Raw genomic sequence first — 12326 nt, forward strand, 5'->3', positions numbered from 1 at the left:
CAGTCACGATGACCACGGTTCACGAACCCACCACCCGGGCCGCCGAGTTGTCGGTGTGGCCCGCCTCCACCGCCGAGTCCCCGCACGGCGACCTCGCCGTGGGCGGCGTACCGCTCGCGGAGGTCGCCGACCGCTTCGGCACCCCCGTCTACGTCCTCGACGAGGCCGAGGTCCGCGACCGCTGCCGCACCTACCGCGACGCCTTCCCCGACGCCGAAGTCCTCTACGCCGCCAAGGCGTTCCTGTGCCGGGCCATGGCCCACTGGATGGACGAGGAGGGGCTGGGCCTCGACGTCTGCTCGGCCGGCGAACTCGAACTCGCCGTCACCACCGGCTTCCCGGCGGAGCGGATCGTGCTGCACGGCAACGCCAAGTCCCCGCGCGACCTGGAGACCGCGCTGCGCCTCGGCGTCGGACGCATCGTCATCGACAGCCCGTCCGAGATCGCCCGGCTGGCCGCCGCCGTCGGACCGCAGGGGCACCAGAAGGTGATGGTCCGGGTCGTGCCCGGCATCAGCGCGGGCGGCCACGACAAGATCCGCACCGGTACCGAGGACCAGAAGTTCGGGCTCAGCATCTCCGACGGCTACGCCCAGCACGCCATCACCCGCATCCTCGACCAGCCGCAGCTCCGGCTCACCGGCCTGCACTGCCACCTGGGCTCCCAGATCACCAGCGTCAAGCCGTACCTGGTCGCCGTGCGCCGCATGGTCGGGCTCATGTCCCGGCTGTACGAGCAGCACGGGCTGGTGCTGCCCGAACTCGACCTCGGCGGCGGCCACGGCATCGCCTACCGCCCCGGCGAGGAGGCCCTGGACCTGACGGCGCTGGCCCGCAGGGTCCGCGCCGAACTGGCCGACGCCTGCGCCACGGCCGGACTGCCGGTGCCCCGCCTGATCATCGAGCCGGGCCGGGCGATCGCGGGCCCGGCGGGCGTCGCGCTCTACCGCGTGCTGTCCGTCAAGCACACCGGCGACCGGGTCTTCGTGGCCGTCGACGGCGGCATGAGCGACAACCCGCGCCCGGCGCTGTACGGCGTCCGGTACGCGCCCCGGCTGGTGGGCCGGCCCAGCACGGCGGCGCCGGCCCCGGTGACCGTCGTGGGCCGGCACTGCGAGGCCGGCGACGTGCTGGCCGCCGGGGTCGAGCTGCCGGGGGACGTGCGCCCCGGCGACCTGCTCGCCGTACCGGTGGCGGGCGCTTACCACCTGTCGATGGCCTCCGGCTACAACCTGGTCGGGCGCCCGCCGGTGGTCGCCGTGCATGGGGGCCCCTCCCGCGCTGGGGGCCCCTCCCGCTCGGGCGAAGCCGAGAGCGGGGGAGAAGCCGAGAGCGGGGGAGGGTCGGCCCGCCTGCTGGTGCGCCGGGAGTCCCTGGAGGACATCCGCAGCCGGGACGTGGGCCTGTAGCGCGCCGGTGCACGTGCCGGGGCCGCCGACGCCGGGGTGATCCACGCGCCGCCCCCTAGACTGGTCACCACATGTGCGAGGTCCGCACCGACCGGTGGACAGGTGGCGACAAGGGAGGGGACCGTGGCGCAGATCGTCCGCGGCTTGGAGGATCCGTCCGCCGAGGTGCTCGCGACGGCGGCCGCCGCCTTCGGGCTGCTGGCCGCAGCGCCGCGCCTGCACATCATGTGGGCGCTGGCCCAGGGCGAGAGCGACGTGAGCGCGCTCGCGGACCGGGTCGGCGGGGCGCTGCCCGCCGTCAGCCAGCACCTGTCCAAGCTGAAGCTCGCGGGACTCGTCCGCTCCCGCCGGGAGGGCCGGCGGCAGATCTACTACGTCGGCGACCCCGATGTCGTCACGGTCGTCCGCGTGCTGGTCGGCCGGCTGTCCCAGCGCGCCGGGGAGCCCCTCGCGCCGACGGCCGGACTGCAGGGGACCGGTGCCTAGGAGCGCCCCGGCCTGGGGTGAGGACGCCGAGGCGCCGGTCGCCGGGGTCGTACCGGGCACGCGCGCGGCGGCCGGCACCGGGCCGGAGCCGGCCGCCGGGGCGCCGGACGCGGCCACCGCGCTGCAGGTGCTGCGGCGGCTGGACACCGGGCCGCGCGGACTGACCGAGGACGAGGCCGCGCTGCGCCTCGCCCGCTGCGGCGCCAACACACTGCCCGCCCGCGAGGACGCCTCCTGGCCGCGCCTGCTGGTGCGCGGCCTGCGCGACCCCTTCACCGCGGTGCTGCTCTGTCTCGCCCTGGTCTCCGCCGCCGTGTTCGCCTGGTCCACCGCCTGCGTGATCCTCGCCCTGGTCGTGACCAGCAGCGTGCTGCGGGCCTCCGGCGAGTACCGCGCCGACCGGTCCATGGCCCAGCTGCGCGAGCTGGTCGCCACCACCTCCACCGTGCTGCGCCGGGCGGACGAGGAAGCGGCGCCCGGGGCCCGCGAGGTCCCGGTGGAGGACCTGGTCCCCGGCGACATCGTCCAGCTCGGCGCGGGCGACCTGGTCCCGGCGGACGTACGGCTGCTGCGCGCGCGGGGCCTGACCGTGCACCAGTCGGCGCTGACCGGGGAGTCGGCCCCGGTCCCGAAACACGCGGCCGACGTCACAGGGGCCGCCGGGCCGGCCGGCACCGCCGTCTTCGAGCAGCCGCAGCTGTGCTTCCAGGGCAGCAGCGTCGCCACCGGCAGCGGCACCGCCGTCGTACTGGAGACGGGCGGGCGCACCCGTTTCGCGGCCGCCTACGACCGCACGGTCGGCCGGCGCGAGGCGAGCGCCTTCGACCGGTCGGTGTACGGCATCTCGTGGATCCTGATCCGGTTCATGCTGCTCACCCCGCCGCTGGTGCTGATGGCCAACGCGGCGCTGCGCGACCGGGGGCTGGAGACCCTGCCGTTCGCGGTGGCGGTGGCGGTCGGACTGACACCGGAGATGCTGCCGGTCGTCGTCACGACCTGTCTGGCGCGCGGCGCGGCGCTGCTGGCCCGTACGCACGGGGTGATCGTCAAACGGCTCCCGGCCCTGCACGACCTGGGCGCGGTCGACGTGCTGTGCCTGGACAAGACGGGCACGCTCACCCAGGACCGGCCGGTGGTCGAGCGCGGCCTGGACGCGGCGGGCGCCGACGATCCCGAGGTGGTCCGCTGGGCCGCCGTCAACGCCTGGTGGACCCTCCAGCTCGCCGAACTGCCCGAGCCCGACGCCCTGGACGAGGCGGTCCTGGACACGGCCGACGAGGACGACCTCATGGCGTACGACGGGGTCGCGGCGCTGCCGTTCGACCCCGTGCGCCGGCTCGCCACGGCCGTGGTGCGCACCCCCGGCCGGCTGGGCTCGCACACGCTCGTCGTCAAGGGCGCCGTGGAGGCCGTCCTGGAGCGCTGCGCCCTGGCGCCGGCGGACGCGGACCGGCTCGCGGACCTCGCGGACCGGGCCGCGCGCGACGGTCTGCGGGTGCTGGCGGTCGCCACCGCCGAACGCCCGGCCCGGCTGCGCGACTACACCCCGGCCGACGAGCGCGGCCTGGACTTCCGCGGCTTCGTCACCCTGCGCGACGCGCTGGCGCCCACCGCGGCGCCCGCCCTCGCCGCGCTCGCCGCACGCGGCGTCGCCATCAAGATCCTCACCGGCGACCACCCCGGCACAGCGGCCCGCGCCTGCCGCGACCTGGGCATCGAGCTGGGCCCGGACCAGGTGGTCACCGCCGACCGCACCGACGCCCTGACCGACGCGGAACTGGCCGGGCTGGCCCGCCGTACGACGGTCTTCGCCCGCTGCACCCCGGAGCACAAGGCGCGGATCAGCGCCGCGCTGCGCACCGGCGGGCACACGGTGGGCTTCCTCGGTGACGGGGTCAACGACGTCTCGGCCCTGTGGGCGGCCGACGTCGGCATCGCCCCGCGCGACGCCACGGACGTGGCCCGGGAGGGCGCCGACGTGGTGCTCGCCGAGAAGGACCTCACCGCCGTCGACCACGCCATCCTCGCGGGCCGGCACAGCGGCGGCAACATCGCCACGTATCTGCGCATCACCCTGTCGTCCAACGTCGGTAACGTCATCGCGATGCTCGCCGCCGGTCTGCTGCTGCCCTTCCTGCCGATGCTCCCGGCGCAGGTGCTGGTGCAGAACCTGTGCTTCGACACGGTGCAGCTCGCCTTCGCCTACGACCGCCCCCACCCGGCCCTGCTGCGCCGCCCCGCGACCCTCGACCCGCGCGCCCTGCTGCGCTTCATCACCGGGTTCGGCGTCCTCAACGCGGCCGCCGACCTCGCCACCTTCGTCGTCCTGGCCCTCGCCCTGCACGGCCCCGGCCCGGCCGAGGACGAGGCGGTCTTCCACTCCGGGTGGTTCACCGAGAACCTGATCACCCAGTGCCTGGTGATGCTGCTGCTGCGCACCGGACGCCGGCTCTTCGAGGACCGCCCGCCCGGCCCGGTCGGCTGGACCGCGGCCGCCCTCGCGGTCATCGGCCTGGTGCTGCCGCCGTCCCCGCTCGGCCCGCTGCTCGGTCTCACCACGCTCCCGCTGGAGTATTACCTGCTTCTCACCATCGTCCTCGCGCTGTACGCCGCCGGGCTCGTACTGGCCCGCAGGCGCTACGAGCGAAACCTGCTCGGGGAGGGCGTTCCGGGAGGAATCGGGTAATTCGCGGCGCCGGTGCGGGTGTCGGGGACCGTCGGCGATCGAGGAGGGGGCCGGCCGCGAGCCGCGAGCCGGCTGCCGCGCGCGACCTGTCCGGATTCTTGCTCACGTGTAGTACCTTGCGCCGCCGGGGTCGTCCGCCGCGCGCGGGTCCGCGGCTCCGCTCCCCTCGCCCACCTGGAGACGAAGGCCGGCCGATGTCCGTTCTGACCTATCCCGAAGCCGTGGGCGTAGGCCTGCTGCAAGGTGTCACCGAGCTGTTCCCGGTCTCCAGCCTGGGGCACAGCATCCTGATACCCGCCCTGCTCGGCGGGCACTGGAAGCACGACCTGGACGTCTCCGCCGACGGATCCCTCTACCTCAACGAGCTGGTCGGCCTCCACCTGGCCACCGCGCTCGCGCTCGTCGTCTACTTCTGGCGGGACTGGGTGCGTATCATCCGCGGCCTGTTCACGTCGGTCACCCAGCGCCGCATCCAGACCGTGGACCAGAAGCTCGCCTGGCTGATCGTCACCGCCTGCGTCCCGGTCGCGGTCGCCGGCGTCGCGCTCGACAAGGTGTTCCGCACGACGCTCGGCAAGCCCGTGCCCACCGCGATCTTCCTGGCGCTCAACGGCATCGTGCTGTTCGTCACCGAGCAGCTGCGGCGCGGCGGCACCGGCCGCCGGCGGGCCGGGGCCGTCGTCCCCGGGGAGGAGCATCTGTCGGCGGACGAGCAGTCCGACCTGCGGATCACCCGGCTGACCATCCGGCAGGCCGTGACGATCGGCGCGGCCCAGATCCTCGCCCTGCTGCCCGGCATCAGCCGGTCCGGGTCCACCATCAGCGCGGGCATCTTCAAGGGGATGGGCCACGAGGACTCCGCCCGGTTCGCGTTCCTGCTCGCCACGCCGGTGATCGGCGGCGCCGCGCTGCTCAAGCTGCCGCCGCTGCTCGGCGCCCAGGGCAACGGCCTGCGCGGTCCGCTGCTGGCGGGCAGCGTGGCCGCGTTCGTGGCGGCCTACCTCGCCACGCGCTACCTCGTGCGCTACTTCGAGAACCGCACCCTCATCCCGTTCGCCATCTACTGCTCGGTGGCCGGGCTGGGCAGCCTGGCGTACTTCACGCTGGCGTGAGGGCCGTTCGCTCTCCCGTGGCGGCTCAGGGGGCTCGGGTGGCGTCGGGATCGTAGGTGCCCGCCGGGGCGTCCTGCGGCGAGGCGGCCCGGCTTCCGGGCCGCCTCGCCGGCTCGCCGTTCACCGCGGCGGCCACCTCCGACAGCTCCGCCCTCGGGTCCAGGGCGGAGCGGATCTCTTCCAGCTCCCTGAACTCGGGGCCGAGTTCCGCGCGGACCTCGTCCCTGGCGCTGTCGGCGAACGCGCGCACCGTCCGCACGAACCCCGCCACCTTCTGGACGACCTCGGGCAGCTTGTCCGGGCCGAAGAGAAGGACGGCGAGGAGCGCCAGGGTGAGCAGGTCCAGGGGACTCACGTCGAAGAACATGGCGGCTCCGCTCGGTCACCGAGGGGGATGGGGAGCCTGGACCGGCCGTACGAACTGGGTCTCGGCGGCGTTGACGTCGGCGGCCGGCTGCGGCGGGGGACGGCGGGCCGTGTCGCTGACCTTGAGCAGGACGGCTACCAGCAGCCAGTTGGCGACCATGGACGAGCCGCCCTGGGCGAGGAACGGCAGGGCCTTGCCGGTGAGCGGGATCAGCCCGGTGACACCGCCGCACACGACGAAGACCTGGAGCACGAGCGCCGAGGCCAGACCGGCGGCGAGCAGCTTGCCGAACGGGTCGGTGACGGTCAGGGCCGTCCGCAGGCCGCGCTCGGCGAGCAGGGCGTAGAGCAGGATGACCAGCGTCACCCCGGCGAGGCCGAGTTCCTCGCCGACCGTGGTCAGGATGAAGTCGCTGCGCCCGGCGAAGCCGATGAGTTCCGGGTGGCCCGCGCCGAGGCCGGTGCCGAGCATGCCGCCCGAGCCGAAGCTGAACAGGGCCTGCGCCGCCTGGTCCGAGACCAGGCCCGCCGGGCGCTGGTCGGGCGGCAGGAAGATGTCCATGGGGTGCAGCCAGGCGACGACGCGGCCGTGCACATGCGGTTCGAAGGAGCCGACGACGAAGGCCCCGACGGCGAACATGACGACGCCGAACACCACCCAGCTGGTCCGCTCGGTGGCGACGTACAGCATGATCACGAACAGGCCGAAGAAGATCAGCGAGGTGCCGAGGTCCCGCTCGAAGATCAGGACGAGCAGGCTGAGCATCCACACGGCCGCGACCGGGCCGAGCTGCCGCCCGCGCGGCAGGTACATGCCCATCAGGCGCCGTCCGGCGAGCGCGAGGGCGTCCCTGCGCATCGTCAGGTACCCGGCGAAGAACACCACGATGACGATCTTCACGAACTCGCCGGGCTGGAAGGACAGCGGCCCGATGAAGATCCACCGCTTGGCGCCGTAGACGTCGCCGGGGTAGAACGCGGGCGCCATCAGCAGGACCATGCCCACGGCGATCGTGACGTACGGATAGCGCTGGAGCCTGCGGTGGTCCTTGAGCAGCGCCACCGTCCCGGCGAACACCGCCACCGCGATGCCGCACCACATCAGCTGCCCGGACGCCGCGGGCGCCGCGTTCTTGTAGTGGGTCGAGTAGGCGATGTCGAGCCGGTGGATCAGGACGAGCCCCAGGCCGGTGAGCAGGGTGGCCAGCGGCAGGATCAGCGGATCGGCGTGCGGCGCGAACCGGCGTACGGCGACGTGGCACACCAGGGGCAGCACGGTCGCGGCCGCGCACGTCAGCGCCATGCCGGGCGGCAGTTTCCCGGTGAGCGCGAGTGCCGTCTCGGCATAGCCGAACACGCAGATGAGGACGGCTCCGAGCAGCAGGGCCAGCTCCAGTCCCCGGTCGCTCAGCCGTCCCGACCGACTCGACCGTACGGCCAGTTTCGCCGGACCACGCCGACCAGTCATGTCTTCCCCCCTCGATCGGGTCCGCCGCCCCGCATCCCGCTCCGGGGCCCGGCGATCAGAGTTATATGGTTGCGCAACAACGCAACTGAACTGTAGCCGGGGGCAGGTAAGAGGAGGGTCGACGTGGCGGCACGCGGGAGGGGGCGCCGCAAGGCGTGGGCGGTCGTGATCGGGCTGGGCGTGGTCCTGGCGCTCGTGAGCTATCTCGCCGTCCGTTTCATCCGTTCGACGGCCTCCGACGAGTGCACGGCGCACGGCGCGGACGGCATGGCCGTCTCGCTCGACCTGGACCAGGCGTCCCACGCCGCGACCATCGCGGCCGTGGCCCACGCCCGCGGCCTGCCGGAGCGGGCCGTCACCGTCGCCCTGGCGACCGCGATCCAGGAGTCCAAACTCCGTGATCTCGGCTACGGGGACCGGGACTCCCTCGGCCTGTTCCAGCAGCGCCCGTCCCAGGGCTGGGGCACCCCCGCACAGATCCGCGATCCCGTCTACGCGACGGGCAGGTTCTTCGACGCGCTGGTCAAGGTGCCGGACTACCTCGGCCTGCCGGTCACCGTCGCCGCGCAGCAGGTCCAGCACAGCGGGTACCCGCAGGCGTACGCCCAGCACGAGGACATGGCGGCGACGCTGGCCGACGTGCTGACGGGACGGGAGGGGCCGGCGCTGAACTGCACGGTGAGCGGGGCGCCGGCGGCCTCCGGCGAGGCGAGCGCCACCGGCGGGGGCGACGGGGCGGGTGCGGCGGGCTCGGTGCCGGGCGGCGAGAGCGGTGTCGCGGCCGCGGTCCGGCGGGAGTTCGGCGGGGCACCGGCCGCCGTGTCCGTGGCCGGCAGCGGCAGCGTCAGCTACCCGATCCCGCCCGACCGGGCGGCCACGGGCTGGTCCCTCGCCCTGTGGCTGGTCTGTCACGCCACCGCCCTGCACGCCACGTCCGTGACGTTCGACGGCCGGCGCTGGACCAGCACCGCGTCGGACCGGGGCTGGACGCACACGGCGTCCGCCCCCGGGACCGGCCGGGCCGGGGCCGTGGCGGTGAACCTGGGCGAGAACACCGAGGGCCCGGTGTGAGGGCTGGGTGCGCATCCCTAGGGCCGGACGGGGCGCTGGACCTTGATCGACTGGAGGAGGCCCACGGCCGTCCAGACGGCGAACATGGACGAGCCGCCGTAGGAGACGAACGGCAGCGGGATGCCGGCCACCGGCATGATGCCGAGGGCCATGCCGATGTTCTCGAAGGACTGGAACGAGAACCAGGCGACGATCCCGGCGGCGACGATCGTGCTGTACAGCTCGGTCGACTCGCGCGCGATCCGGCAGGCCCGCCACAGGATGACCCCGATCAGGCCGATGATCAGGATGCTGCCGGCGAAGCCCAGCTCCTCGCCTGCCACCGTGAAGACGAAGTCCGTCTGCTGCTCGGGCACGAACTGCCCGGTGGTCTGCGCCCCGTGGAAGAGGCCCTGCCCGGTCAGCCCGCCGGACCCGATGGCGATCCGGGCCTGGTTGGTGTTGTAGCCGACGCCGGAGGGGTCCAGGTTCGGGTCGGCGAAGGCCGCGAACCGGTTGATCTGGTACGCGTCCAGCAGATGGAGCTGCCACACCGCGACGGCGCCCACGACCCCGACGGCGAGCAGACCGAAGATCCACCGGTTGGACGCGCCCGAGGCGAGCAGCACGCCGAGGATCGTGACGGTCATGACCATCGTCGAACCGAGGTCCGGCATCATCATCACGACCATGATCGGTACGGCGGCCAGCCCCAGCGCCTGGACCACGGCGCGGCTGTCGGGGTACGTCCGGTCGCCCGCGTCGACCTGGGCCGACAGCAGCATCGCCATGCCCAGGACGATCGCGACCTTCACGAACTCCGAGGGCTGGAGCGAGAATCCGCCGCCCAGCACGATCCAGTTGCGGTTGCCGTTGATGGTCGCGCCGAGCGGCGTGAGCACCAGCAGCACGCCGAGGACCGAGACGCCGTAGAGGACCGGCACGGCGTTGCGCAGGGCGCGGTGGCCCAGCCAGAGGGTGCCGGTCATCAGGGCGAACCCGATGCCGAGGTTCATCAGGTGCCGGACCAGGAAGTAGTACGGGTCGCCCTGGTTGATCGCGGTGCGGTTGCGGGTCGCGGAGTAGACGAGCAGCGAGCCGATGAAGGACAGCGCGAGGGCCGACAGCAGTATCGGCCAGTCCAGCCGGCGCAGCACCGAGTCACGGGCGAACAGCCGCGTCAGCCGGGGCCGTTCGGGCCCGTACCCCGGGACGGAGAAGCTCTTCACGCTGGTCATGTCAGCTGCCTCCGGCGGTCTGGCTGGCTGTCCGTGCCGGAATGATAGCTGCGCAGTTGCGTAAATTTGCAAGTGAACCCGCGTGCGGGGCCCGAACGTGTCGTTCTCTTACCTGGCCGGCGCGGTGAGGAGCAGCTCGGTGTTGTGGTCGGCGGAGGTGCCGATACGGGTGGCGGGGGTGGCGTACGGATCGTTGTAGGCGAGTTCGCGGTACAGGGCGGCGAGGCCGGGGTCGGAGACGTCGGCGAAGTCGGTCCGGTAGGGGGCGGCGGACTCGATGAGGGTGGTGAACAGGGAGAGGGTGCCGTCCTGGTTGTCGGCGATCTCGATGATCCGGGCGTGGTGCGGATAGTCCACGTGGGAGGCGGTGTTGATCTCCCAGAAGGCGCGCTCGGGGACGCTGTGCCCGTGCGCGGTGATCTGGTTGGTGTGGGTGTGCCCGTTCACCCAGGCCACGACGTTCGGGAAGCGCTGGAGCAGGGTGACGACCTCCGCCCCGCCGTGCCGCCCCTCGAAGAGCCGGTACGGGTCCGGCAGCAGGTTGCCCATGGTGGCGCTGGTGTGATGGCTGAACACGACGACGAGCCGGCCGCCGGAGCCGCCGCGCACCATATGCCCGTCGGCGTCGTACCAGTGCCCGCTGTTGTCCTTCAGGACCGACTCCAGCCAGTTCAGCTGCGCGGTGCCGAGCGAGCCGTCCGCGAATCCGGCGCGGTTGGTGGTGTCGAGGCTGATCCCGAGGACGCCGTCGGCGAGGTCGAAGGTGTAGTAGAGCCGCCCGCTGTCGACGGAGTCCTGGCCGAACCCGTGCCCGACGGGCCCCGCGCCGGTGTACTTCGTGTCGAGATGGGCCCGGGCGAACTCGGCGGGGGTGAACGGATGCCGCCGCTCGTCCGGCGTGACGGTACGGACGGCACCGCCGCCGGCCAGCAGCTTGCCGAGCAGTACGACGGCCTGTCCGGGGTCGTGCAGCAGCGCGTCCGCGAGCTGTGCGGCGGTGGCGTCGTCACACCCCTCGACCTTCCGGGACCCGGTGTAGAGGTCGTTCAGCAGCCCGAGGTCGGGCAGGCTGCCCTCGATGCTGTCGTCGTGGTTGCCGACGGTGGTGTACCAGGGGACGCTCAGCCCGGGCGCGTCGAAGGGCCGTACGGCACCGCCGAGCAGCCCCGGTATCTCGGGCAGCCCCTTGGCCTTGTAGGCGTCCGGGGCCGAGGACCCGGGATTCCAGTACAGCCCGCTCCCGGAGTTCTGGACGCCTTCGTACCGCGCGGGATCCCCGCTGTTCGGCACGATCCGCCCGCCGCTCATGACGCTCAGATACCAGTCGAGCTCGATCCGCTCGTGGTTGTCGGTGTTGTCCCCGGTGGCCATCACGCACCGGAACGGCAGCCCCGTGTACGGCCCTTGCCGCACCGCGTTGACCCGCTCGACGAGCGAGGACGCGCCGCGCACGGTCAGCGTCTCCTGCGGCCGGTGCGCACTGTCGATGAGCCGCGCCAGGTACTCGAACCGCACCGGCGACTCGGTGTCGGTCAGATGCAGGTCGGTGAACTGCACGAAGGACGTGAGCCCGGTCCGCCGCCCGTCGCGCCCGCTCCCGGCGCCGCGCAGCTCCTCCCGCACCACCAGGGGCCATCCGGGGCCGGCCGTGAGCCGCTTGTACGCCCCGTCCCCGACCGCCGTCGCGGCCTGCTGGAGCGTGGTCCCGTCGACCCGCACGGCCCGCGCGGCACTCTCGGCGAGCGCCCGCTCCCGCGCCACGGCCCGCCCGGCCAGGAACACGGACCCGAGCCCCGCGGCACCGGCCCCCGCCACGAACCGCCGCCGGCTCATCCCGCTCATTCCGTTCATCCCATTCATGAATCCCCCTGTCCATGCCGGTACTTGAGACTCCGCCCGAGGCGCGGGGCGGCTGTGGCGGATACGCCGGGGCGAGCCTTACCGACGAGTAAGGGAGTGTCCAGGGGGTGGAGGGAAACTTGGAGGAAACAGGGGGTGCAGGGGACAGGGAAGACAGGAGGCACACCTTTCGCGGCAACCTTCCCGCGCATCGGCGGCCACCTCACCGTGCAGCGGGCCGGCACCGTCGTACGGACCGCGCCGGCACACCGTCACCGCAGGAGGATCGCCTCCCATGAGTACAGAGCACCGAGGCCGCCGCCCCTACCGGCGCGCGGCACGTTCTCCGGCGCCACCGCCGACGGCAAGCCGCTGGGTTCGTGGCCGCTGTGGACGGGCGACCTCGCCGACATGAGCGGCGTCCAGGAGGGCACCGTCTCCGCCCTCTCCAACGGCGGCCGCAACTTCACCGCCGGCTGGCTCAGCACGGGCTGACGGGCGGGCGGGAGGCCGCACCGCGTGGCGGGAGTGAATGCGCCGGGGCCGCACCGGACGGGGGACTGGGGTGCGGCCCCGGCGCGTGCGGCCTCCGTGAGGAGGCGGTCCTTGTGTCCGGCCCGTGCGGGCAACACCGGGCGCAGGGCTAGGCCTTGAGGGTCCAGCGGGGGCCTT

General features: G+C 73.2%; 10 protein-coding genes. 6 read left to right on the forward strand and 4 right to left on the reverse strand.

All coding sequences use genetic code 11. The features are described from left to right. Positions 1–8 precede the first annotated feature (8 nt). The 4 genes from lysA to BIV25_RS20960 all read left to right on the forward strand — a co-directional run bounded on the left by lysA (position 9) and on the right by BIV25_RS20960 (position 5693). Positions 9–1409 carry a diaminopimelate decarboxylase gene (gene lysA / locus BIV25_RS20945; RefSeq protein WP_071373896.1) on the forward strand — a complete coding sequence of 467 codons (1401 nt, stop codon included), beginning with the start codon at positions 9–11 and terminating at the stop codon, positions 1407–1409. 123 nt (positions 1410–1532) lie between these two features. Beyond that, positions 1533–1895 carry a metalloregulator ArsR/SmtB family transcription factor gene (locus BIV25_RS20950; protein ID WP_071373897.1) on the forward strand — a complete coding sequence of 121 codons (363 nt, stop codon included), beginning with the start codon at positions 1533–1535 and terminating at the stop codon, positions 1893–1895. Further along, entirely contained in the window at positions 1888–4581 is a 2694-nt protein-coding gene (gene mgtA, locus BIV25_RS20955) for a magnesium-translocating P-type ATPase (protein ID WP_371273049.1), read from the forward strand. Before BIV25_RS20950 ends, mgtA begins: the two co-directional genes overlap by 8 nt. 194 nt (positions 4582–4775) lie before the next feature. Further along, the gene (locus BIV25_RS20960) at positions 4776–5693 is read left to right on the forward strand and encodes an undecaprenyl-diphosphate phosphatase (protein WP_071373898.1); all 918 of its coding nucleotides are present in this window, start codon (positions 4776–4778) and stop codon (positions 5691–5693) included. 25 nt (positions 5694–5718) lie between these two features. Here the strand turns inward: BIV25_RS20960 and BIV25_RS20965 are convergent, their stop codons facing one another. Further along, positions 5719–6060: a twin-arginine translocase TatA/TatE family subunit gene (locus BIV25_RS20965; protein WP_071373899.1), complete on the reverse strand. Its 342-nt coding sequence runs from the start codon at positions 6058–6060 to the stop codon at positions 5719–5721. A 15-nt stretch (positions 6061–6075) separates the two neighbouring features. Then, positions 6076–7527 carry an FtsW/RodA/SpoVE family cell cycle protein gene (locus BIV25_RS20970; protein ID WP_079176773.1) on the reverse strand — a complete coding sequence of 484 codons (1452 nt, stop codon included), beginning with the start codon at positions 7525–7527 and terminating at the stop codon, positions 6076–6078. Between the two features lie 123 nt (positions 7528–7650). Here BIV25_RS20970 and BIV25_RS20975 point away from each other — a divergent pair, with 123 nt between their 5' ends. Further along, positions 7651–8598 (forward strand): hypothetical protein, encoded by a 948-nt coding sequence (locus BIV25_RS20975; RefSeq protein ID WP_071373900.1) that lies wholly within the window; start codon positions 7651–7653, stop codon positions 8596–8598. 17 nt (positions 8599–8615) lie between these two features. Here BIV25_RS20975 and rodA read toward each other — a convergent pair whose 3' ends face one another. Together rodA and BIV25_RS20985 are read right to left on the reverse strand one after the other, a co-directional pair. Further along, complete coding sequence (rodA, locus tag BIV25_RS20980) at positions 8616–9815, reverse strand: rod shape-determining protein RodA (RefSeq protein WP_071373901.1); 1200 nt, start codon at positions 9813–9815, stop codon at positions 8616–8618. Positions 9816–9923: 108 nt separating this feature from the next. Further along, a complete protein-coding gene (locus tag BIV25_RS20985) occupies positions 9924–11657 on the reverse strand; it encodes a TIGR03767 family metallophosphoesterase (RefSeq protein ID WP_071373902.1) in 1734 nt (577 codons plus the stop codon). Between the two features lie 153 nt (positions 11658–11810). Between BIV25_RS20985 and BIV25_RS20990 the strand changes: the two genes are divergently transcribed. After that, positions 11811–12149 (forward strand): hypothetical protein, encoded by a 339-nt coding sequence (locus tag BIV25_RS20990; protein ID WP_071373903.1) that lies wholly within the window; start codon positions 11811–11813, stop codon positions 12147–12149. The last annotated feature ends 177 nt before the right edge of the window (positions 12150–12326 follow it).

The organism is Streptomyces sp. MUSC 14, from assembly GCF_001866675.1.
GTDB lineage: Bacteria > Actinomycetota > Actinomycetes > Streptomycetales > Streptomycetaceae > Streptomyces.